At 63.4% G+C, this 22,784-nt stretch carries 18 protein-coding genes; 7 read left to right on the top strand and 11 right to left on the bottom strand.

Going from position 1 to position 22,784, the window contains the following annotated elements:
- Window positions 1-20: 20 nt before the first annotated feature.
- Window positions 21-2,708 (bottom strand): pyruvate dehydrogenase (acetyl-transferring), homodimeric type, encoded by a 2,688-nt coding sequence (aceE, locus tag AABA86_RS30060; RefSeq protein ID WP_445083433.1) that lies wholly within the window; start codon window positions 2,706-2,708, stop codon window positions 21-23.
- A gap of 634 nt (window positions 2,709-3,342) precedes the next feature.
- Between aceE and lipA the strand changes: the two genes are divergently transcribed.
- From lipA to AABA86_RS30025, 7 genes are all read left to right on the top strand, one after another.
- The gene (gene lipA / locus AABA86_RS30055) at window positions 3,343-4,311 is read left to right on the top strand and encodes a lipoyl synthase (protein WP_338309371.1); all 969 of its coding nucleotides are present in this window, start codon (window positions 3,343-3,345) and stop codon (window positions 4,309-4,311) included.
- 872 nt (window positions 4,312-5,183) lie between these two features.
- A complete protein-coding gene (locus AABA86_RS30050; protein ID WP_212246826.1) occupies window positions 5,184-6,008 on the top strand; it encodes a metallophosphoesterase family protein in 825 nt (274 codons plus the stop codon).
- A gap of 6 nt (window positions 6,009-6,014) precedes the next feature.
- The gene (locus tag AABA86_RS30045) at window positions 6,015-7,181 is read left to right on the top strand and encodes an ABC transporter ATP-binding protein (protein WP_338309370.1); all 1,167 of its coding nucleotides are present in this window, start codon (window positions 6,015-6,017) and stop codon (window positions 7,179-7,181) included.
- Window positions 7,178-8,107, top strand: coding sequence for a carbohydrate ABC transporter permease (locus AABA86_RS30040; RefSeq protein ID WP_212246828.1), 930 nt, complete (start codon window positions 7,178-7,180; stop codon window positions 8,105-8,107). Before AABA86_RS30045 ends, AABA86_RS30040 begins: the two co-directional genes overlap by 4 nt.
- Window positions 8,108-8,157: 50 nt before the next feature.
- On the top strand, window positions 8,158-8,982 hold the full coding sequence (locus AABA86_RS30035) for a carbohydrate ABC transporter permease (RefSeq protein WP_212246900.1): 825 nt from the start codon (window positions 8,158-8,160) through the stop codon (window positions 8,980-8,982).
- Between the two features lie 28 nt (window positions 8,983-9,010).
- The gene (locus AABA86_RS30030; RefSeq protein ID WP_338309369.1) at window positions 9,011-10,315 is read left to right on the top strand and encodes an ABC transporter substrate-binding protein; all 1,305 of its coding nucleotides are present in this window, start codon (window positions 9,011-9,013) and stop codon (window positions 10,313-10,315) included.
- Between the two features lie 70 nt (window positions 10,316-10,385).
- Entirely contained in the window at window positions 10,386-12,005 is a 1,620-nt protein-coding gene (locus tag AABA86_RS30025) for an inositol monophosphatase family protein (protein WP_338309368.1), read from the top strand.
- Between the two features lie 7 nt (window positions 12,006-12,012).
- On the opposite strand, the gene AABA86_RS30020 is transcribed toward AABA86_RS30025, so the two are convergent.
- The 10 genes from AABA86_RS30020 to AABA86_RS29975 form a co-directional block, all read right to left on the bottom strand.
- Window positions 12,013-12,390 carry an NUDIX hydrolase gene (locus AABA86_RS30020; protein WP_038946233.1) on the bottom strand — a complete coding sequence of 126 codons (378 nt, stop codon included), beginning with the start codon at window positions 12,388-12,390 and terminating at the stop codon, window positions 12,013-12,015.
- 41 nt (window positions 12,391-12,431) lie between these two features.
- Complete coding sequence (locus AABA86_RS30015) at window positions 12,432-13,451, bottom strand: zinc-dependent alcohol dehydrogenase (RefSeq protein ID WP_028145350.1); 1,020 nt, start codon at window positions 13,449-13,451, stop codon at window positions 12,432-12,434.
- A 148-nt stretch (window positions 13,452-13,599) separates the two neighbouring features.
- Complete coding sequence (locus AABA86_RS30010; RefSeq protein WP_338309367.1) at window positions 13,600-14,547, bottom strand: sugar-binding transcriptional regulator; 948 nt, start codon at window positions 14,545-14,547, stop codon at window positions 13,600-13,602.
- A 97-nt stretch (window positions 14,548-14,644) separates the two neighbouring features.
- Entirely contained in the window at window positions 14,645-16,174 is a 1,530-nt protein-coding gene (locus AABA86_RS30005; protein ID WP_338309366.1) for an alkaline phosphatase D family protein, read from the bottom strand.
- Entirely contained in the window at window positions 16,171-16,932 is a 762-nt protein-coding gene (locus AABA86_RS30000) for a glycerophosphodiester phosphodiesterase family protein (RefSeq protein ID WP_338309365.1), read from the bottom strand. Before AABA86_RS30000 ends, AABA86_RS30005 begins: the two co-directional genes overlap by 4 nt.
- Window positions 16,933-16,941: 9 nt before the next feature.
- Window positions 16,942-17,862, bottom strand: a complete 921-nt coding sequence (locus AABA86_RS29995; protein WP_338309364.1) for an ABC transporter permease subunit — start codon at window positions 17,860-17,862, stop codon at window positions 16,942-16,944.
- 4 nt (window positions 17,863-17,866) lie between these two features.
- Window positions 17,867-18,820, bottom strand: coding sequence for an ABC transporter permease subunit (locus AABA86_RS29990; protein ID WP_338309363.1), 954 nt, complete (start codon window positions 18,818-18,820; stop codon window positions 17,867-17,869).
- Window positions 18,821-18,900: 80 nt separating this feature from the next.
- Entirely contained in the window at window positions 18,901-20,232 is a 1,332-nt protein-coding gene (locus tag AABA86_RS29985; protein ID WP_338309362.1) for an extracellular solute-binding protein, read from the bottom strand.
- A 167-nt stretch (window positions 20,233-20,399) separates the two neighbouring features.
- On the bottom strand, window positions 20,400-22,025 hold the full coding sequence (locus AABA86_RS29980) for an FGGY-family carbohydrate kinase (RefSeq protein ID WP_338309399.1): 1,626 nt from the start codon (window positions 22,023-22,025) through the stop codon (window positions 20,400-20,402).
- Between the two features lie 22 nt (window positions 22,026-22,047).
- Window positions 22,048-22,776 carry an SDR family oxidoreductase gene (locus tag AABA86_RS29975; protein ID WP_338309361.1) on the bottom strand — a complete coding sequence of 243 codons (729 nt, stop codon included), beginning with the start codon at window positions 22,774-22,776 and terminating at the stop codon, window positions 22,048-22,050.
- Window positions 22,777-22,784 lie beyond the last annotated feature (8 nt).

Here is a 22,784-nt window from a genome sequence, read left to right as displayed (position 1 = left end):
TCTGCCCTCGGCTCCCTGGCTCAAACAGTCCAAGGCGCAGCGCGCCCGGCATCGATTTGATATTTGGCGATGGCCTCGGCCACGATTGCGGGCTTGATCGTCCCCTCATCGGCGAGCGCCTTGAGCGCCGCGACCGCGACGTAGTGCCGGTCGACCTCGAAGAACTTTCTAAGCTTCACGCGGTAGTCGCTGCGGCCGAACCCGTCGGTGCCGAGCACGACGTAGCGACGCCCGGCCGCCTGGACATATTCCCGGATCTGGTCGGGGTAGTTGCGCATGTAGTCGGTGGAGGCCACGACCGGCCCTGGATGTCCCTTGAGCTGCGATTCCACCCAGCTCTCGCAACGCGGCTCGGTCGGATGCAGCAGGTTCCAGCGCTCCGCCGCCATGCCATCGCGGCGTAGCTCGTTGAAGCTGGTTGCGCTCCAGACGTCAGCGGTCACGCCGAAGTCTGCCTTGAGCAAATCGGCGGCCGCGATCACCTCGCGCAGGATCGTGCCCGACCCGACAAGCTGGACGCGGAGGCCCTTCTTCGCGGTCTCGCCTCCGTTCTTCAGGAGATAGAGTCCCTTGAGAATCCCCTCCTCCGCCCCTTCGCCTGCATCGGCAAGCGCGGGATGCGGATAGTTCTCGTTCATCAGGGTGAGGTAGTAGTAGACGTCCTCCTGCGCCTCGTACATCCGGCGCATGCCTTCGCGGACGATCGTCACGACCTCATAGGCGAAGGTCGGATCGTAGGAGATGCAGTTCGGGATGGTCGCGGCGAGCACGTGGCTGTGGCCGTCCTCGTGCTGCAATCCCTCGCCGTTCAGCGTAGTCCGGCCGGCGGTGCCGCCGAGCAGGAAGCCGCGGGCCCGCATGTCGCCCGCAAGCCAGGCGAGATCGCCGACGCGCTGCAAGCCGAACATCGAGTAGTAGATGTAGAACGGGATCATCGGCACGTTGTTCGTCGAGTAGGACGTCGCCGCAACGATCCAGCTCGACATCGCGCCGCCCTCGTTGATTCCCTCCTGGAAGACCTGTCCGCTCTTGTCTTCGCGGTAGTACATCAGCTGATCGGCGTCCTGCGGCCTGTAAAGCTGGCCGACCGACGAGTAGATGCCGAGTTGCCGGAACATGCCCTCCATGCCGAAGGTGCGGGATTCGTCCGGTACGATCGGCACGATGTGCTTGCCGATCACCTTGTCGCGCACGAGCGCACCGAGCAACTGCACGAAGGCCATCGTCGTCGAGATCTCGCGCTCGCCGGTGTTTTCGAGCAGCCGCTGGAACGTCGAGAGCGGCGGAATTTGCAAGAACGCGGATTTCCGCCGGCGTTGCGGTAGGTAGCCGCCGAGCTTTTCGCGCTGCGCCCGGAAATACTTCATCTCCGGACCATCTTCCGGCAGCCGGAGGAAGGGCACCTTGGCCAGGTCCGCGTCGGCGACCGGCACCTGGAAACGGTCACGAAAGCCGCGCAGCGCGTCTTGCGTCATCTTCTTCGCCTGATGGGCGATCATCTGGCCCTCGCCGGACTCGCCCATGCCGTAGCCCTTGACGGTCTTCGGCAGAATGACCGTGGGCTGGCCCTTGTGGTTCACGGCCGCGGTGTAGGCGGCAAAAACCTTCTCGGGATCGTGGCCGCCGCGCGCAAGCTGCCAGATCTCGTCGTCGCTCATGTCAGAGACGAGTTGCTTGGTTTCCTCGTACTTGCCAAAGAAGTGTTCGCGAATGTAGGCGCCGCTCTTGCTCTTGAAGTCCTGGTATTCGCCGTCGACGCATTCTTCCATGAGCCTTAGCAGCAGCCCACTCTTGTCCTTCTCCAGCAGGCGGTCCCAACCCGAGCCCCATAGCACCTTGATGACGTTCCAGCCCGCACCGCGGAAAACACTTTCGAGCTCTTGCACGATCTTGCCGTTGCCGCGGACGGGCCCGTCTAGCCGCTGGAGATTGCAGTTGATGACGAAGATCAAATTGTCGAGGTTCTCGCGGCCGGCGAGCGAGATCGCGCCGAGCGATTCCGGCTCGTCGGTTTCGCCGTCGCCCATGAACGCCCAGACCTTCCGGTTGGACGTCTCGGCCAGCTTGCGGTTCTCGAGATATTTCAAGAACCGCGCCTGATAAATCGCCATCAACGGCCCCAGCCCCATCGACACCGTCGGGAACTGCCAGAAGTCCGGCATCAGCCAGGGATGCGGATAGCTCGACAAACCCTTGCCGCTGGTCTCCTGCCTGAAGCTGAGGAGCTGCTCCTCGCTCAGTCGCCCCTCAAGGAAGGCGCGCGCATAGATGCCGGGGGAACAGTGCCCCTGCACGAAGATCAGGTCGCCGCCATGGGTCTCGGTCGGTGCGTGCCAGAAATGGCCGAAACCGATGTCGTAGAGCGTGGCGGCAGACTGGAAGCTGGCGATGTGGCCACCGAGCTCCGAGCTCTCCTTGTTGGCGCGCAGAATTATCGCCAGCGCATTCCAGCGGATGATGGAGCGAAGCTTGTGCTCGATCGCGCGGTCGCCCGGCAGCGCCGGCTGCTGCTCTAGCGGGATCGTGTTGCAATAGGGTGTCGTCAGCGACTGCTCGATCTGAAGGCCACCGCGTCGCGCGGCGTCGAGCATCGTATTGACGACGAACTCCGCGCGTTCGTTGCCGCGGTGCCCCCGGACCGCCGACAGGGCATCGAGCCATTCCCGGGTTTCCTGCGGGTCCTGATCGTGAGCGTCCGCGATCGTCATTACCTTCTCCATTGCATGCCAAGCCGCAGTCGCGTGCCAACGTTCATTGCGGTCCGCATTCATGCGGACACGCGCAATGCCGATCGGGTGATGTCCCGGTCGTTTCAGGTGATGGGTTGTGCGTTGGCTGGCATCTGAACGTCCCCTCGCGCTGCATGTTCTGAAGCTGTCGCTTCTTTTGGCAGATGCTTAAGCAGCATTCATGCCAGACCGCGAAAGAGAACGGCATTCGCGTCGATGTCGTTCAACTTGCTCGGTTTTACCGGGCGGGTCGGAGCCCCCCGCCCATGCATCCGGGCTCGATCCGTCTGAAGCTCCGGAAAACCGGCTAGAGCATCGCCCGAAATCTCGGATCAGCAGATGGAGGGCTCCGAATGCCGCGCGCAATGCCGGTAGCCGGCCTTGCACGTCGGGAACGAAAGTGCCCGCGCAAGGCAGCGCGCCCGGTCACCGCGTGAATCAACGCGGGACTACAAATCATGTTGACGTGCTTCACCGTGATAGATGAATGTCGGCGACCGCGCACGGGACGGCGTCGTTGTCGCGCCACGGCTCGCGCAAGACGGAACGTGTCGCACAATCTGAGCGAAGCCGCCGCCATGTTCGGCTCTCGCACATCGCAAGGGGTGGGCGCATGACGGTGCTACTTGATTTCCTCAACGACGATCCGCGAACGAAGCTGCGGACCGATCGGCCGCGCCATCCCGAAAAGGTCAACCGCCCGGACACGCCGCTACAAAAAAAGCCCGCATGGATCCGCGTGAAAGCCCCCGGCTCCGCCCAATGGACCGAGACGCGACGTATCGTGCGCGAAAACAAGCTCGTGACCGTCTGCGAGGAAGCCGGCTGTCCCAACATCGGCGAGTGCTGGGCGAAGAAGCACGCGACCTTCATGATTATGGGTGACACCTGCACGCGCGCCTGCGCGTTCTGCAACGTGCGCACCGGCCTGCCCGACCCACTCGATGCCGACGAGCCCGGCAAGGTCGCCGACGCCGTCGCCAAGCTTGGGCTCGAGCATGTGGTCGTGACCTCGGTCGATCGCGACGACCTCGCCGACGGCGGGGCCGCCCATTTCGCAGCCACAATTGCGGCGATCCGCGCAATGAGCCCGGCGACCTCAATTGAAATCCTCACGCCTGATTTCCTGCGCAAGCACGGCGCACTCGAGACGGTCGTTGCCGCAAGGCCAGACGTGCTCAACCACAATCTGGAAACGGTGCCGTCAAAATATCTCGCGGTGCGCCCAGGTGCGCGCTATTTCCATTCGATCCGACTCCTGCAACGCGTGAAGGAGCTCGACCCGCGCATCTTCACCAAATCGGGAATCATGGTCGGCCTCGGCGAGGACCGCAGCGAGGTGCTGCAGTTGATGGACGATCTGCGTTCCGCCGACGTCGATTTCCTGACCATCGGCCAGTATCTCCAGCCGACGCGCAAGCACCATGCCGTGATGCGCTTCGTGCCCCCTGATGAATTCGAGGCCTATCGGAAGACCGCCTATGCCAAGGGATTTCTCATGGTCTCGGCCACGCCACTGACGCGATCCTCACACCACGCCGGTGACGACTTCCGCAAGCTGCGCGAGCGCCGAAGCATTTAGCTATCTATGCGGCTCGATCGCGCTTCTCCACAAACCAACACCTAGCGCAAACCGACGCTCAGATTCACAGCCGTAGCTCAGGCTGAGCGGATTGGCAGGCAATATACGCTCGTCGTGCTCTCAAACGGATGGAGTCCGTTGGCGCTCTCGAGATTTTCTTTGATCTCCCGGTGCACACGTAGTGCGCACGCCGCTTCCTAACCGATTGAAAAACTAGAACTCTCGCTCCAATCATGATCGGGGCCATGGAAAACTTCCGATCTAACCCGTTAATTTTACTGAGATATTCCGCCTCTGCCCGACCCTTGATGTGATTGGAACGATTAAGAAATCTGGTGTGACGAGGCTTCCGCAACCTGGCTGTTCTAGAACCACATATGCACGAATTGGAAGTGGAAATCGCGTCTTCGGAGTCCCGGTGAACGCGTCACGCAAACGCTCAGCGAGAGGGCACACGCCACTCATAGGACACGCATCAAAGGCCCTCGAGCACTCAGCTTGGAGATATCGGCTTCGATCATGTCGGTCGGTCATGTGAATCCAGGTTGCGCAGACGCTGCGCCATTCAATCGCGACCGCGCAGACCGAAGTTTCCGTCCCTGGTCAGACGACACACCCGGTTGCTCACATCCGCGCATGATCCGCTTGTCTTGCGTGAATTACATTTGTCACAATGACAGATCATATGTATAGTTGATTGAGATGACACAAGCGGCTTAAGCGGCATCGTCAGCCAGGGAGGGCGCCGGAAGCTTCAGATCTCACGACTACAATGACCACTCCGCGCGGCGCGGGGCAGCGCATTCGATTCGAGCGACAGACCGCTGCGCGCCCGACGGACGGCATGACACGCGACCCAAAGCAGAGGCGTCATGGTCCGAGTTATTCAGATTTCCGATACGCATCTCAGCCCGAGCAAGCAGCACTTCGACGCGAACTGGGCGCCACTTGCCCGTTGGATCGCGCAGCATAAGCCAGATCTCGTCATACATACCGGCGACGTGACGGTCGATGCAGCCGATCAGGAAACCGACGCAGCATATTGCGCGACCCAACTGGCCTCGCTCGGCGTCCCTGTCGTGGCGGTTCCGGGAAATCATGACGTCGGCGAGGTCGGCAATCCGCATCAGCCGGTAAATGGCGAGCGGCTCGATCGCTTTCGCCGCCACTTCGGCGACGACCGCTGGCTACGCGATGTGGACGGTTGGCGCCTGATCGGCCTCAATTCAATGATCTTCGGCGGCGGCCCCGAAGAGGCGCGGCAGACCGAATGGCTCGAGGCCGCGATGGCCGATGCAGCGGGGCGTCGCCTTGCCTGGTTCACCCACCGGCCGCTGTTCATCGAGTCACCGACCGAGGCCGACACCGGTTACTGGTCGGTCAAGCCGGAGCCGCGCCGCGCCCTTCTCGATCTGCTGCAACGCTACCAGGTGGAGATCGTGGCCAGTGGACATCTGCATCGCTGGCACGAAATCCGGCTGAACGGCACGCACTACATTTGGGGGCCGGCGGCCGGCTTTCTGGTCGGTGAGAAACTGGCGCCGCCGATGGGCGGCGCTGCACGGCTTGGGGCGGTGGTCTACGACATCGACGGCGAAAATATCGACGTGAGCATTCGTCCGGTGCCCGGCCTCACCGATTACTGGATCGACGACGTCGTGCACGAAGTCTATCCACCGCGCGATGCTGAGGCGTGATCTGCGATGGCCGGCCTCACATTGCGCGGCATCCATAAGGCTTTCGGCGACACATCCGTCCTCAACGACATCGACCTCGATATTGCGAACGGCGAATTTCTGACGCTGGTTGGCCCCTCCGGCTGTGGCAAGTCGACGCTCCTGCGCATCATCGCCGGCCTCGAATCGCAGGACCGCGGTTCGGTGTCGATCGGCGGGACTTCGGTCGACCATATGCGGCCTCACGAGCGCAGAATCGCCATGGTGTTCCAGAATTACGCGCTCTATCCCCACATGTCGGTGTTCGACAACATAGCGCTGCCGCTCACCATGACGCGCCTCAACCTGTTCGAGCGCCTGCCCTTGATGCGTCATTTGTCGCTCCGCCGCAGGCGCGTCATGGACGAGATCGCGCGCGAGGTGCGGGCCGTCGCGGAGCAGCTTCGAATCGACACCTTCTTTCACCGCCGCCCCGGACAGCTTTCGGGCGGTCAACGGCAGCGCGTCGCGCTCGGCCGCGCAATGGTGCGTCATCCGCAGGCCTTCCTGATGGACGAGCCCTTGTCGAACCTCGACGCCAAGCTGCGCGTGCACATGCGCGGCGAGCTGACCGAGCTGCACGCGCGTCTCGGCGTCACGATGATCTACGTGACACACGACCAGATCGAGGCGATGACGATGTCTGATCGCCTTGCCGTGATGGATCACGGCGACATACTCCAGCTTGGCACCCCCGCCGATGTCTATGAACGGCCCGCCACGACCGCGGTCGCGCAGTTCATTGGCAGTCCGGCGATCAATCTATTTCAGGCCCATGTGGGGCCCAGCGGTCAGGTCGAGCTGCTCGGCCGGACGCTGCCGATCGATGTTCGCAACGCGCCGGCGCCGGAACTGACGGTCGGCGTGCGTCCGGAAGCGATGCGGATCGGAGGCGGACCGTGCGCCGTCACGTGCAGGCTCCGTCGCCGCGAGAATCTGGGCTCGGAAAGCATCCTTCACTTCGATCTCGTGGCCTCCCCGGAAGTGGCGGTGCTCTGCCGGGTCGACAACAGCATCCCGATCCCCGAGGGCGAAGTCCCGCTAGCCTTCGAGCCAAGGGATTGTCACGTGTTCGACCACAACGGTCAACGCATCGAGGTGGAAAGCCGCAATGCAGCCGGTCGAGACCTGCGCCGCGCGAGCGAGGTCCGATGACCACGGTCGCGGTTCAAATCACTCCGCTCGACGCGGCGCCGCCAGCCGGCCGCCAGCGATGGGTCGAGCGGTTCGCGGGCTTGGGCTTTGCCGCGCCGGCCTTCATCCTGCTGGTCCTGACGAATCTGGCGCCGCTGGCTGCTCTCGCCTTCCTGAGTTTCACCAACTACGAGCTGGGTGCGCTCGACTTCTCGTTCGTCGGCTTCAAAAACTTCGGCGCGGCGCTGCAGGATCCCGTGATTCGTCGCTCGGTGACCAATACCCTGCTCTACGTGGCGATTGTCGTGCCCGGCGGCGTCCTGATCTCGCTGCTGGTCGCACTCCTGATCCACCAGCGCAAGCGCACGCGCAGCCTCTATGAGGTTATCTATTTTCTCCCCGTCACCTCGACGCTCATCGCAATGGCCACGATGTGGCAGTTCCTGCTGCACCCGACCCTGGGGCTCATCAATCAGGCGCTCAAGGGACTGGGGTTCGCGGAGACAGCTTTCCTGAGCGAGCCGCGCCTCGTCATCCCGACGCTCGCCGCGATCGGCATCTGGCAGCTCGTCGGCTTCAACATGGTGCTGTTTCTCGCCGGCCTCTCGGCTATTCCCCGCGATCTCTACGAAGCCGTCGATATCGATGGCGCGAGCCACCCCATTGACCGCTTCCTGAAAGTGACGTGGCCGATGCTCGGTCCGACGACGATGTTCGTGACCGTGACGACCTTCATCACCGCCTTCAAGATCTTCGACACGGTTGCGGTGATGACGCGTGGAGGCCCCGGAGGCGCATCCGAGGTGCTGCTGTATGCCATCTATCTGGAGGGGTTTCAGTACTTCCACATGAGCTATGCGGCGACGCTCACGCTGGTCTTCCTGGCGTTCACCCTCGTGTTCTCGGTGCTGCAGACCTTCATCCTCGACCAACGGGTGCACTATTGAAGCGCACATCGGCCACGATCACTCGCCCGCCGACGCCGGTGGCGATCCGGATGCGGCGCCTCGTGTCGCTTGCGCTCGTCCATGCGGTGCTGATCGGCGGCGCCGTCTTCATGCTGCTGCCGTTCGTTTTCATGCTGACGAGCGCGATCAAGCCGCCGGGCGAGATCTTCGAGGCGACGTTCCGGCTCTGGCCGCGCCAGTTCTACGGATGGCAGAATTTCGAATCTGCCCTGAGCACCGCGCCACTGCTGCGTTTTCTGCTCAACGGACTCATCGTCTGCGGCGGAATCCTCGTCGTCCAGCTGCTGGTCGCGATTCCCTGCGCCTATGCGCTCGCCAAGCTGAAGTTTCCGGGACGGCCGATCCTGTTTTCGCTGGTCCTGCTCGGACTCTGCATTCCGGTCCAGGCGCCCTCGCTCCCGCTCTACATCGCGTTCGCCGAACTCGGCATCCTCAACACCTACCTCTCGATGATGATGCCCTTCTTCCTGTCGGTGTTCGCGATTTTCCTGTTCCGCCAGTTCTTCAAGTCCTATCCGGATGAGATCATCCAGGCCGCGCGGCTCGACGGCGTCGGTGAGTTCGAAATCGTGTGGCGCATCGTCGTGCCGAGCGCATGGCCGGCGATCGCGGCGTTTTCGATCTTCTCTGTCGTGGCGCACTGGAACGACCTGTATTGGCCGCTCATCGTCGTCTCCGACACCAAGCTCGCGACGCCGCCGCTCGGCATGATGTATTTCGCCGATTCCGAGTTGGGCTCGAATTACGGGGCGCTCGCCGCCGGCGCCACCATCATCACGGCGCCGCTGGTCTTCGCGTTCCTGATCGCGCGGCGGCATTTCCTTGCCGGCATCACGATGACCGGAATCAAATGACTTCAACAACCGCTAGGGAGACACCGTCATGCTGCATCGCCGAGACCTCCTGAAAAGCGCCGCGGCCGTTGGGACGACCGCGCTTTCAAGCCCGCTCCTGACGCGATCGGCCCACGCGCAGGACGTTACGCTGGATGTCCTTTATGCCTTTCCTGCCTTCGCGAAATTCCATGAGCCGATCGCCCAGGAGTTCATGAAGCGGCAGTCGGGCATCAAGATCCAGTTCCGGGCGCCGGCGGCGAGCTATGACGAAGGTCATCAGACTATGCTGCGGCAGGCCGTCACCAACCAGCTGCCCGACGTCTACTATTCGGGTTATCACCTCCTCGCCGAGCTCGTGCGCACGCTGGTGAAACGCAACCAGATCACCGAGGTCGCCTCGCTGCTGCAGAAGGAGGACGCCGCCTGGCGCAAGGCCAACTATTCCGACGGAATCCTGGCCCTCGGGGCGGTCGACGGCAAGACCTACGGCCTCGCATTCAATGCGTCGCTGCCGGTCATCTATTTCAACACGCAGCTCGTGAAGGAGGCGGGCGGCGATCCGGACAGGATGCCCGACAACTGGACGGACATGATCGCGCTCGCCGTCAACATCAAGAGCAAGGGATCCGATGTCGCCGGCATAGCCTATAACATCCATGACTGGCCCGACGACTGGCTGTTCCGTTCCCTGATCCTGCAAGGTGGCGGGCAGATGCTCGACGCGTCGGAAACCACTGCCGGTTTCGGCAAGGATGCCGGGCTGAAGGCTCTGGTCCACTGCCGGCGGTTCGTGGCCGATGCCAAGATGCCGCTGATCGATTGGGACTCCTCGCGCCAGCAGTTCATCGCCGGGAAAATCGGCATCTTCGCCGACACGCCGGCCCGGTTGCGCCAGGTCACGGATCTGATCGGCGACAAGTTCACCTTGCGCACCTGCACCTTCCCGATCGACGACAAGCAGAAAGGTGGGCTGCCCACCGGCGGCAACGCGGCAATCATCACGGCGAAAGATCCGGCGAAGCAGCGGGCCGCCTGGGAGTTCCTGAAATTCGTGAGCGGACCTGAAGCGCAGAAAATCGTGGTGGAGACTACGGGCTACATGCCGACCAATTTGCGCGCCTCGGGGCCCGACTTCCTGGCTCCGTTTTACGACAAGAACCCGAACTTCCGCACCGTGTCGCAGCAGATCGAGCGCGCGAAGCCATGGCAGGGCTATCCGGGCGGACAGTCCGTGAAGATCTGGCGCACGCAGCGCGAGATCATCCATGCCGTCATGCGCGGCGAGACGACCGCCGAGGCCGGGCTCGATCGCATGGTCAAGGAAAGCAACGCCTTGATGAAGAGTTCGTAAGCAACGGACAGTCGGCCGCAGCAGGTGACCAAGCGCTGTTAAAGGCCCTTCTCCCCGGAACAGGACTCCCGTGTTCATCATTGCCCAGCTGAGCGATTTCCATGTGCGTCCGCATGGCAGGAAAGCTTACGGCGACATCGATACCAACGCGATGTTTCACGACGCGATCGACGCCGTGCTGAACCTCGGTCCGCAACCCGACTGCGTCGTGGTCAGCGGCGATCTGACCGACTGCGGGCTCGAGGAGGAATACGAGATTGTCGCCGCCGGCCTGGCAAGGCTGCCGATGCCGGTATTCGTCATCCCCGGCAACCACGACCGGCGCGGGCAGTTCATACGGTCGCTGCGACCACGCCACCGCTATCTTCCGTCCGACGGCTTCATCAACTTTGTCGTGGATGAGTTCCCTGTCCGGCTGATTTTCCTCGACAGCGTCGAGGTCGGGCAGATCCACGGGACCTTCTGCGCGGCGCGGCAACAATGGCTGCGCGAAGTGCTCGCGGAAGGCCCCAGCAAGCCGACGGTCATTATCATTCATCATCCGCCGTTCCTCGTCGGAGCCGACGGAATGGACGAGCTGGGTATCAGCGACGCTACAGCGCTCAACGCAATCATCAAGGACCATCCGGACACCGAACGTGTGCTGTGCGGTCACTATCACCGCTCGATCACGGTGCGCTACGCGGGGACCGTGGGCTATGTGGCGCCGAGCACGGCGCACCAGGTCGCGCTCGACCTGCGGCCAGGTCGTGGTAACCGCTTCATCAACGAGCCGCCGGGATTTGCCTTGCACTGTTGGCGGCCGGACATGGGCATCAGCAGCCATCTCGTCCCGATCGGAGACTTTGGTCGTCCGTTCGACATCGCGCCCGATCGGGACGATCCGGGAACCGAGGAGCGCAAGAGCCTTCCGACGCTGCTATGGCGCGCAGAGGCCGTCGTTGCTGAGGCTGCAGCCAGGCTGGTCGCGATGCAATCCACGCCGCTACGCACAGAGCGCAAGGACGGGCTCGATATCGTCACCGAGGCGGATCTTGCCTCCGAGGCGATCGTCGTCGCGGGCTTGAAGGCGCTGACGCCGGCTGCCGGCATCCTGGCCGAGGAGAGCGGCGCGAGCCAAGGGGACAATGCGGCGCGCTGGATCATCGATCCGCTCGACGGCACGATCAACTACGCGCAGGGACTGCCGTGGTTTTCCGTGACGGTCGCCTACGAGGTCGACGGTGAGACGAAACTTGGCCTGATCAACGCTCCCAAGATCGGACTGACTGCGCGCTATCTCGCGGGGGAAGGCGCAACGATCGATGGCGTGCCCGCCCGCGTCTCCACGACGCGTTCGCTGTCAGATGCGGTCGTCTCGGTGATTCTGACCTCGCATTTCTCGCCCGACGAAGTCCAGCGGACGACGCGTGTAATCGAACTGCTCGGCAAAGTGGCGCGCGGCGTGCGTATCGTCGTCTCGGGCGCCTTCGAGACGACGATGGTGGCCTCGGGTCGCCTGGACGGCTTTGTCTCATTGAAAGCCGACATCGTTTCGCACGCTGCCGCGTTGCCGATGGTGTGGGCCGGCGGCGGGAAGGTCACGACACTGACGGGGCGTCCGTGCAGCAACGACGATCTCGACAAGATCGCCTCCAACGGATTGATCCATGAGGAACTGCTGACTCTCCTGCGCCAGGCGCTGCGATGACGGAGTTTTATCTCGGAAACAGCTTATCGCGGATGTAGCGCGACGTCGGGGTCAGTCTGGCGCCGCGCGGCTTGCGCCAAACCGCTCGATCGATCTCCTTCTTGTCGCCGACCTTCAGGCGCCCCGACACCTTCTTGGCCAGGAAGATCGCATCACTCATCCGCCGGCCGGTTCGGCTCTTTCTCGCCTTCACTTCCTTCCATAGTTTCAACGGCCCGAGCTTCAGCTTGGGAAGCTCCTCCTTGATCTCGCGACGAAGGCATCTCCTGTCGCTCTCGCCTGCTCGCCTTCGGCCGCCGGGAAACATCCAGAGCCCGTCGCGCCTGCGCCTGACCATCAGGACGCGTCCCTTTCTTGCGACGACCAGCTTCGACGATTTCGCCATTGGCACCAGTCCTGCCGAGCACCTGCGAGAGAGCGCTCAATCTACGGGCAGATGATCGCCTTGATGATGCCGTCGCGCCGCGCGACCTGCTGCTCGAACGCGGCAGGCGTCTGGTCGAGCGAGAAACGATGCGTGGCCAGCGGCGCCAGCTTGACCTGCCCGCCTTGCGCAAGCGCGATGGCGCGCGGATAAACTTCCGGCATGCGCCGTGAAAACTTGATCGACAGGCCCTTTCGACGCGACTCCGCGCCGCTGAGGACGTACTGATTATTCTCCGGGATGCCGACGAGGACGACCCGGCCACCGATGCGGGCGCAACGCGCCGCATGCTCGAAGCCGTGCGATGAGTCGGTTGCCTCGATCACCAGATCGACGCCGCGGCCTTCGGTGGCGTCCCCGACCTCGGCGTAGCTGCGGCACGCCACGTCCGCCCCGAGATCACAGGCCAGTGCAGTACGCTGCTCGACGGGGTCGATCGCGATGATCTTTCCGCTACCTGCAAGCCGCGCCAGTTGCACGAGCAGCAATCCCACCGGCCCGCAGCCGAGCACCGCCACGCTTTCCAGAAGCCGCGGGCGCGCCAGATCCATCGCATGGATCGCGACGCCAAGCGTCTCCAGGATCGCCGCGCCGGCCGGGTCGATGCTGTCAGGCACCAGATGCACGGCGGATCGGGGCACACAGACGAATTCGGCCATGGCGCCATTGTGAGGCGCGTAGCCAAGGAATTTCACGTTGGGGCAGAGATTGGTGTGACCGCGGTGACACCATTCGCAACGGCCGCAGGGAATGGAAGGATCGACCGCCACCAACGCGTCGGCCGAGAACCCCGCTTTTCGCGCCGAGTCCGGCGTGAGGACACCCGAGAACTCATGGCCCAGGACGAACGGCCTGACTTGGGTCGGGCCAGTTGTTCCGCCCTCGAGATAGGAATGCAAATCGCTGCCGCAAACGCCGACAGCCTTGACGCGGATGATGAGTTCGTCCTCCGCGAGCGGCTTCGGCTCGGGGATATCGAGGACGCGGATGTCACGAATGTCCTGGAGCACCGCAGCGCGCATGTCGACGCCATCCTTCTGAGCAGTTGTCTCCCTCATATTACATATGTAATCCTTAAGTGACAAATGCTTTTGCGCGCCGTTCGGCGCGCACGGGGCCTCGCGCCCTCGGTGTCGAAGGCGTGGATCCCTCTTCGTTGTGAGAAAACGGCTATTTCTGCTTGTCGATCAGTTTCAGCGCGGCGACGGCGGTGTTCTCGTCCGTCACCAGCACCTTGCCGATCCGCCCGCGCAGCACCGCGGCGATGATCGGCGCCTTGTTGAGCCCCCCGGCGATCAGCATCGACGTCGGCACGCGCGCCAGCTTCTCGAGCGGCAGCGCAATGGCGCGGCTGTTGATGCCGTGATCTATGGGCCGGCCGGTCTTGTCGAGAAATTGCGCCAGGACGTCGCCGACGGCGCCTGCCGCCCGCAGGTGCTCGGCACGAACGTCCGGCGGCAGCCCATGCCGCATCAGCAGCGAGCGCGGCGTCAGATCTCCCATGCTCAACAGCGCTAGATCGATCTTCTCAACGCTGTTCAGCACCTCCTGATAGACCTCCTGGGCCAGGAAGGTGTCGCGCGAGCGCCGGCTGCTGACAAAGATCGGGGCGGCCAGATAGCTGCACTGGGCGTGCAGCCGGTGCGCGAGCTCACCCGCAATCTCGAAGGTGTTGAGCTCGAGTCCACGCGACAGGCCCCCCATCATGGAGACGATGGAGAGCTCGGGATAGTCCGCCGGCGTGACGTAACGGATGGTCTCACGCAAGGTCGCGCCCCATCCGATACCGATGATGCGCGGCCGCTTCTGTTCGAGGAATTTCGATAAATACGCGCCCGCCGCCATCCCGATCAGGCTGCCGACCTGCTCGGGATTCTCCGGGCTCGGGATGACGACCGCGTCCTCCAGACCGCATTCCCGGCGCAGGCGGTGCTCCAGCTCCGTGCAGCTCGCAAAGGCGGAGTTGAGGCGGATGCTGACGATACCGGTCTGCCGGGCATCCGACAGCATGCGATTGACGCGGGCGCGGGTCAGCCCGAGCCGCTCGCCGATCTCGGCCTGGGTCAGGTTCTCCATGTAGTAGAGCCAAGCGACCCGCAGGATGGTTTGATCAGTCACGGCGCAGCCCCCCGCAGCGGCCCCAAGGCACAGTCAGACGTCGGAGCATTTGAGGCGATCTTTCGTTGGTCGTCAAATCTCTGCGATGCGGATTTCGTCATGCGGCCTTCGCGCCCGGCACGCCATCCTCGACCACAAAGCTCGTCAGCCGGCGCACCGCGCTCGCGGCATCCTTGACGTCGTCGAGCGCCTCGAATCCCACGGTGCAATGCCGGGCGTCGAGCTCCACGGTCGCATAGCCGCGCTTGTCGCCACGCGCGTAGACCAGATGCGGATTCTCCGCCAGCGCCTTGCGCACGCTGGCTTCGCTCGGACCGTCTGAGGTGATCGACGTGCCGACGAACTCGGTCGCAACGGTCGGTCGATCCGGCCGGGCGAAATCATGCTTCAGATCAGCGGCAAAGAAGGCGTGACGGTCGCCGCCGATCACGATCGGATTGCGTCGGCGTTGCGCCACGAGCGAATCGAGGAGACGGCGGCGGGCGTTGGGATAGCCGTCCCAGCCGTCCATCCAGAAGTGAGCACCATCGTCCCCTTCCCGCTTGTCCTGCGCCATCAATGTCTGCTGCGCGACGATCGTCCAACGGCCGCGACAGTCGCGCAGGCGGGCATCGAGCCACTGCTCCTGTTGTTCGCCGAGCATCGTCCGCGCTTCATCCGTCCGGCTCACACAGTCAGCCACCCAGGTCGGACGCCCGCTTCCGACGCAGGCCGATGCCGAGCGATATTGCCGGTCGTCGAGCAGCAGCACGTCGAGCGTCTCGCCGAAGCGATAGTGTTCATAGATCGTGGCATCCGCGCCGCGCGGGCGCGCCGAGGGTGGCAGCGGCATGTGCTCGTAATAGGCCTGATAGGCTGCCGTACGGATCTTGAGGAACTGAGCGGCATCGCGCGCCGTATAGGAGCGATCATTGGCATAATCGTCCATTACCTCGTGGTCGTCCCAGACCGAAAGCCAGGGAAAGGCAGCGTGCGCCGCTCGCAGGTCGGGATCGCTCTTGTAGAGCGCGTAGCGGTTGCGGAATTCCTCGAGCGTCGTCGGAATTCCGACGCCGTGCTGGCGGACGTGGCGCGATCCCCAGGATTTCTCGTAGATATAGTCGCCGAGATGCACGACCAGGTCGAGATCACGCGCGGCGATGTCGCGGTAGGCGGTAAAGTAGCCCTGCTCGTATTGCTGGCAGGATGCGAAAGCAAAACGTAGAGGCCGCGCCGCCCTGGCGGGCGCGGTTCGGGTGCGTCCGACCGGGCTGAGCGCCGGGCCGGCACGGAAGCGATACCAGTAGACGCGGTCTGGCCGCAGCCCCGTCGCCTCGGCATGCACGGAATGCGCAAGCTCCGCGGTCGTCCGCACGACGCCGCGGGAGGCGATGTGCGAGAAGGCCTCGTCGTCAGCAACCTGCCATTCGACGTCCACAGTGGCGTCCCGCACGCCGCCGCCGTCGAGCGGCTGCGGCGCAAGGCGGGTCCACAGGATGACGCGATCCTCCCGCGGGCATCCGGACGCAACACCGAGCGTGAACGGATCCGCGCTGAACGAAACCGGCGCTCCCCGCACGAACCCGGCGGGTGCAGCCAAGGCGGCGCTCGCCAGCGATCCCACGAGAAAGCGGCGGCGGGGAATCATGGGCGCGCCGGCATCGTTTCGAGCCTGCGGCGAATGCTCACGGCGATATCCGGCCGATCGGTCGTGATCTGCCGCACCGGTTGCGAGAGCCAATAGGCGATATCCTCCGGCTCGTTAGTCACCCATGCGCCAAGGCGCTCGGACCCGAGCACCTTGAGGGCGAGCGGCAACGCGAGCCCCAGGAGTGATTTTTCGACCGCGACAATGCAGCCGGGAATGGCGGCCAATCGCGTCAGCGCAGGCTCAATTCCGCCCATCATCTCCGCCGAACGACGGTCGAGCGAAACGAGCACCCGCGCCTCCGGCCACAGCCGGAGCACGGTCTCGATCACGCCGGGCACGAAGCAGGTGATGATTGCACGCCGTTCCAGGCCCCGGCGCCTGATCTGGTCGATCAGCCTCGCTTCGAGGCCCGAATAGGAATTGCCAAGCGCATCCGTCTTGATCTCGATGTGGAGCTCAAGCGTGGTGTCGCTGAACACGTCGAGCACCTCGTCCAAGGTCGGAATGCACTCATCGCCCGCATCACGAAGACGCATCGCCGTCAAGCGCTGCAGGCTGCGCTCGCCCACCGGTCCGCTCTCGAATGTGGTGCGGTCGAGCAGCGGATCATGGATCACGACGACACCGCCGTCCGTGCTCTGATGGACGTCGAACTCGACTGCGTCGACCCCTTCCCTGCACACATTGCGGAAGCCCGTCAGGCTGTTCTCTGGCCAAAGATTGCGTCCGCCGCGATGCCCGGCGATGAAAACCATGATCAGTCCCTATTTGCTGCTGTCGACAAGACCCTTGATGAACCAGCGTTGCAACAGCAGGACGACCAACACCGGCGGCAACATCGTGAGGAGCGCACCACTCATGGCGATGTTCCAGGCTGGCTCGCTGTCGGAGCGGGGAATCAGGCCCTTCAACGCAATGACCGCCGTTGCCATGTCCTTATCGGTCGTGAACAGCAAAGGCCAGAGATATTGATTCCAGCCGAACAGGAACAGGATGATGGCGAGCGCCACCATGTTCGGAACTGACAGCGGCAGCAGGATGCTCCAGAAGAAGTGCAGCGGCGAGGCGCCATCCAGCCTCGCCGCCTCGCACAGCTCCTCCGGGATCGTCAGGAAGAATTGGCGAAAAAGGAACGTGGCGGTGGCCGAGGCGATCAGCGGAAGGATCAGCCCCGGATAGGTGTTGACCATGTTCCATTCGAGCGCGATCGCGACCTCGTGCCCGCTGATCCAGTGCCAGAGATCGGCGACACGCAGCGTATCCAAGAGCCATTGCAGCGGCAGCGCCGCATTTGCCACGGCTTCGAAGGTCGGCACGATCCGGACCTCGATCGGCAGCATCAGCGACATGAAGATCAGCCAGAATGCGAGCATTCGATAGCGGAATCGGAAGTAGGTGATGGCGAAGGCCGAGAGCAGCGATACCGCGATCTTGCCGGCCGTGATGCCGAGCGCCACGATAATCGAATTAGTGAAGGTGCGGCTGAAATTGCCCTTGCTCCAGGCCAGTTGCAGATTGTCGAAGAACTGGCCTCCCGGCAGCCATGGCAACGGCACCTTCTGCACCTCGGCCACCGTGAGCGAGCCGGCCACGAACGCGAAATACAGGGGTATGCAGACCGTCAGTGCGCCCGCGATCAGGATCGCGTGGCAGAGCATGTTAAGGACCGGTGAGCGTTCCACCATGCGGCTAGACCCCGTAATTGACCTTGCGGTCGAAGTAGCGGAATTGCAGCAGCGTGCAGATCAGCGCAAAGCTCATCAAGAGAACCGACTGTGCAGCCGAAGAGCCGAGATCGAGATTGACGAAGCCGTCGACGAAGACCTTGTAGACCAGAATGTTGGTTGCACCGGCCGGGCCGCCTTTGGTTACGGCATCGATGATGGCGAAGGTTTCGAAGAAGCCATAGATGAAATTCATCACCGTGAGGAAGAAGATGGTGGGCCCGAGCATCGGCAGCGCGATCGAGACGAAGCGGCGGATCGGTCCCGCGCCATCCACGGCGGCAGCCTCCATCAGCGACACCGGCACCGTGAGCAGCCCCACGACCAGAAAGATATAATCGTAGCAGATGTGCTTCCATGACGCGGCCAGCGTCACCAGGATCAGCGCATCGGTCGGATTGAGGTTGGGGTCCCATGCAATACCGAGCCCGTGCAGCACCTGCGCGAGCGGGCCGACCGCCGGATTGAACAGGAAGGCCCACAGGATGCCGGCGATCGCGGGCGCAATGGCATATGGCAGCAGGATGATCGTGCGATAGGCCGAACGGCCACGCACGATCCTGTCGGTGGCAAAGGCCAGCACGAGCGCGCTGCCCAATGTGAGCACGTTCTGCGCCACCGTGAACCAGAACGTCACCGCGATCGACTGGCGGTAATCGCCGCTCGCAAGCAGCGTCTTGAAATTATCGAACCACACGAACTGAACGTTGGTCCCGAACGGATCGCTGAGCAGAACGGACTGCATCAGCGCCCGCAGCGACGGAATGAAGAAGAAGAACAGCAGGATCAGCAATTGCGGCAGCAAGAGCAAAGTCGGCAGGCCCGGACTGTCGCCGAAATTGGCGCGCTTCAGTCCGGCCTCCTCACGCGGCCGCCTTCTGTCCGACCGACGCGAGCTGCCGGCGACTGCCGCCGGCACGGCCTTGAACCCACCGCCCCCGTGCCTTCCCTGAAGCACGGGTGCGCGTGCCTCGCGCCATGGGATGGACAGGCGCAACGTCATGGACGCTCGGTTTCCGGAGTCTTCCCGGCATTCAGCTTCTCGAACTGCCGCAGGATCTCGTTACCCCGCTTGACTGCGTCATCCATGGCCTGCTGCGGCTGCTTCTGACCGGCTAACACCGCCTCGACCTCCTGGCGCTGGGCCAGCATCGTCTGCACGAAGTTGCCGAAGCGAAAGCCGCGGGAGTTCTCGTTCGGCGTGCCGCGCGAGAGCTGCAGCACCGCGATCTCCCTGGTCGGATGATCCTTGTAGTAGCCCCGCTCCCGCGCGACCGCATAGGCGCGATTGGTGGCGGGAACATAGCCGGTTGCGCCATGCCACCAGACCTGGGTTTCCGGCTGCGCGACGAAATCCAGAAAGGCTGCGACGGCCTCGTATCGCTCCGGCGTGTGGCCCTTCATGACCCAGATGGCCCCGCCCCCGATGGTGCTGTTGAGCGGCGGATTGATATCGCTCTCGTGCGGCAGGAGAGTGGCGCTCCAGCTGATGGTCGCATTGCGCTCGATGTTGCCATGCGAGGCGGTCGAATTGACGAAGGTCGAGCACCGGCCCGAGGTGAACAATTGTTCGGGGCTGAAGCCCTGGCCGGCGATCTGCATCACGCCGTCGTCGAGCCATTTCTTGAGTCGCGCGACCTGTGAGACCACCTTCGTCTTGTTGTAGACGAACTCGGTGCCGAGCCCGTCGAATCCGTTCGCCAGCGTACCATAGGGCTGGTTGTTGATCGCGCTGTAGTTCTCGAGCAGGCTCCAGTAGAAGTCACCGGGCAGCACCGTGCCGCACTCGCTGATTCCCTTGGACTTGATGGCGTAGAGCTGCTTCTCCAGCTCTTGCCAGGTGTCGGCCGGCTTGTCGAAGCCCGCCTTCTGGAAGTGGTCCTTGTTGTACCAGAAGATCGGCGTCGACGAGTTGAAGGGCATCGCCGACATCCGTCCCTTGTAACTCCAGAAGCTCGCCACCGGCTTGATGAAGTCGGTGAAGTCGATCTTGTAACCCTTCTGCTCCACGAGGTCCTGCACGGGCACAATGGCCCCCGACAACAGCATCGTCATGTAGCCGCGCTCGGCGATCTGCACCATCTCCGGCGGCCGCTTGGCCCGATAGGCGGCGATCACCCCGTTGGTCACCTCGTCATAGTTCCCCTTGGCGACCGCGACGACCGTATACTTGTCCTGCGACTTGTTGAACTTCTCGACCAGCTCATTGAGCCGATCGCCGAGGACGCCACTCATGGCGTGCCACCACTGGACCTCGACCCGCGCCTGCGCCGGACCAACCAATGCCAACGCGCCGAACAAGGCCGCAATGAATGCGACTTTCCTACCCATGGGCAGCCCTCCCTCGCCGGGCAAAACTGCCCGTCTTATACATTTGTATTTCTATCATGACATATGTGTCGAGATCATGAAAGAGGGTCGAGCCCCCCTCTCCTTCGGGCAGTGCCGGCGTAGAAGGCGACCCGTGCCTGGGGACGCGGGATCCGGTGGCAAAGGGGCTATGAAGCGCTTCGAATTGCCCGACCGACCTTCTGCAGGGCCTCGAAAGCTCGAAAGCGCCAATCGGCCCAGTCTGCGAGAGCGGCCTGGGGTCGAGAGATGTCTCCCAGAACCGACATCGCCTCCATCGCCTCGCCGAGATCGGCATGGTCGCCCGATGCAACTGATCCAAGCATCGCGGAGCCGAGCAGGACGGCCTCCGGGGATGCCGACGCAGCCACCGTCAAACCCGTCATATCGGCGAGGACCTGCCGCACAAGGCGGCTCTTTGCGGCGCCCCCGCTGACCACGATCGTATCGACCGCGATGCCCTTGTCCTGCTGGGCGCGAACGATCTGCCTGGCCCCGCAACCGAGACCGCACAGGCCGGCAAGATAAAGCGCCAGCAGGCTCTCCAGATCCGAGCGCATATCGAGCCCGGCAATCAGCGCACGCGCTTCGGGGTCCGCGAACGGCGCGCGATTACCGAGGAACTCGGGGACGACATGAACCTCGCCGACCAATTGCGGAATCATTCCGTCACCGCCGCGCGATTCGGTTTCCGAAGCGAGCCAATCGGCAAGCGTCTGCTCCTTCTGGCGTGCCGCCTGCGTCGCTTGCGCGGAATGCGGATGCATCTGCAACAGATGCTCGATGGCAGCGCCGGCGGCCGACTGCCCGCCTTCATTGAGCCAAAGCCCGGGCACCATGGCGGAGAAATAGGGTCCCCACACGCCGGGGACGAAGGACGGATCCGGCGTGGTCGTCATGGTACAGGCGGACGTTCCGAACACATAGGCCATGCGCGTCAGCACCGTGCCCGCCGTGCCGCGCGCGCCCACCGTACCAACACCGCCGGCATGTGCATCGATGAGGCCGGCAGCGACCGGCGTACCCGTCGCGAGTCCGAGATCGGCCGCAGCCTCCGCCGTCAGGCCCGCCGCAAGCCTCGTTCCGCCGGGCACGATCTCGGTGCCGATCCTGCGGAACTGCTCGTCCGCTAGCACGCCGAGGCCGACCCTGCGGAAGAATTGATCGTCCCAGCGGTTTTCGTGGCCCAGATAGGTCCACTTGCACGTCACGGTACAGATGGAGCGAGACAGGCTCCCCGTCGCACGCCAGGTGAGAAAATCGGTCAAGTCCATGAATTGCCACGCACGGGAAAACGTATCGGGCATGTTTTCGGCGAGCCACAACAGTTTCGGCGTCTCCATCTCGGGGGAGATCGTTCCGCCGACATAGTCGAGAACCGTCTCGCTTGTCTGGTTGATCCGGCGAGCCTGATCGGCGGCGCGGTGATCCATCCATACGATGACATTGCGAGCAGGATCGCCGGACGGCCCGACGGGCAGCGGCGCGCCCCCTTCGCCCAGCACCACCAGCGAGCAGGTCGCGTCGAAGCCGATGCCGGCGATGCAGTTCGGCGCGATGCCGGCCTGCGCCACCGCGCCGCGCACGCTGCGGCATACGGCACGCCAGATGTCCTCGCTCGAGTGCTCGACGATGTCGCCTGCCTCCCGCCAAAGTGCGATGGGAGCGTTGTCACTCGCAAGGAGCTTGCCCGAGCGATCGAACACGCCGGCCCGCGCGCTGCCGGTGCCGACATCGATGCCAAGAAAATGGCGGTCATCGGATTGTTTGGTCATCTGGATCGCCAATCGGAGAACGCTACAGATCGTTGCTCTGCGGCAGAATGACGAGGTCGCGGATGGTGACGTTCCTCGGACGCGTCAACATGAAAAGCACCGCCTCTGCGACCTCCACCGGCTGCATCAAGCCGCCTGCCGCCATTTCTTCCTCGATCTTCTCTTTGGGCCAGTCTTTGATGAGCGCGGTCACGACCGGACCGGGTGCAACGGCGCCGACGCGCAAACCGTGTTTGGCGACCTGGCGGCGCAGCGTATGCACGAAAGCCTGCACTGCGTGCTTGGAGGCGGTATAGATCGGCTCCCAGACGACGGGGACGAGACCTGCGATCGAACTGGTGACGATGATGTCGCCGCTTTTGCGTTCGACCATATGCGGCAGCACCGCATGGATCGACCGGAACAGCGCATTGATGTTCAAATTGAGCATGCGGTCCCAGGCGTCGGGATCGCCGCCAAGCACCTCACCGCCGACATAGGCACCTGCATTCGCATGGAAGATGTCCAGCTGGCCCGCCTTCTCCAGCACCTGCGGCATCACGGCTCGCACGCTCTCGGGATCGGTGAGGTCGATGCGTAACGGAATCGCCTGATCGCCCAGCTCCACGCAGACTTTGCTCAGCGCCTCCTCCGCCCGATCGATCAGCACCACCCGCGCGCCCGCGCCGATCAAAGCTCTGGCGCATTCGAGACCGATGCCCGATGCGGCTCCGGTGATCGCGGCAACTTTTCCTGCAAGTTCCTGGGCCAAGGCTTGTC

Source organism: Bradyrhizobium sp. TM233, from assembly GCF_036247965.1.
Lineage (GTDB): Bacteria > Pseudomonadota > Alphaproteobacteria > Rhizobiales > Xanthobacteraceae > Bradyrhizobium > Bradyrhizobium ottawaense.
The sequence above is the reverse complement of the archived record's forward strand: the minus strand, read 5'-3'. Positions and strand labels throughout refer to the sequence as shown.

Bases quoted from the DNA above. Each gene is read 5' to 3' on its own strand.
- AABA86_RS30030 (WP_338309369.1), top strand. From the start codon at position 9,011: ATGCTGCATCGCCGAGACCTCCTGAAAAGCGCCGCGGCCGTTGGGACG.
- lipA (WP_338309371.1), top strand. From the start codon at position 3,343: ATGACGGTGCTACTTGATTTCCTCAACGACGATCCGCGAACGAAGCTG.
- aceE (WP_445083433.1), bottom strand. From the start codon at position 2,708: ATGACGATCGCGGACGCTCACGATCAGGACCCGCAGGAAACCCGGGAA.
- AABA86_RS30050 (WP_212246826.1), top strand. From the start codon at position 5,184: ATGGTCCGAGTTATTCAGATTTCCGATACGCATCTCAGCCCGAGCAAG.
- AABA86_RS30015 (WP_028145350.1), bottom strand. From the start codon at position 13,451: ATGCGCGCTGCGGTGCTCCAGGACATTCGTGACATCCGCGTCCTCGAT.
- AABA86_RS30035 (WP_212246900.1), top strand. From the start codon at position 8,158: ATGCGGCGCCTCGTGTCGCTTGCGCTCGTCCATGCGGTGCTGATCGGC.
- AABA86_RS30000 (WP_338309365.1), bottom strand. From the start codon at position 16,932: ATGGTTTTCATCGCCGGGCATCGCGGCGGACGCAATCTTTGGCCAGAG.
- AABA86_RS29995 (WP_338309364.1), bottom strand. From the start codon at position 17,862: ATGGTGGAACGCTCACCGGTCCTTAACATGCTCTGCCACGCGATCCTG.
- AABA86_RS29985 (WP_338309362.1), bottom strand. From the start codon at position 20,232: ATGGGTAGGAAAGTCGCATTCATTGCGGCCTTGTTCGGCGCGTTGGCA.
- AABA86_RS30040 (WP_212246828.1), top strand. From the start codon at position 7,178: ATGACCACGGTCGCGGTTCAAATCACTCCGCTCGACGCGGCGCCGCCA.
- AABA86_RS30005 (WP_338309366.1), bottom strand. From the start codon at position 16,174: ATGATTCCCCGCCGCCGCTTTCTCGTGGGATCGCTGGCGAGCGCCGCC.
- AABA86_RS30045 (WP_338309370.1), top strand. From the start codon at position 6,015: ATGGCCGGCCTCACATTGCGCGGCATCCATAAGGCTTTCGGCGACACA.
- AABA86_RS30020 (WP_038946233.1), bottom strand. From the start codon at position 12,390: ATGGCGAAATCGTCGAAGCTGGTCGTCGCAAGAAAGGGACGCGTCCTG.
- AABA86_RS29980 (WP_338309399.1), bottom strand. From the start codon at position 22,025: ATGACCAAACAATCCGATGACCGCCATTTTCTTGGCATCGATGTCGGC.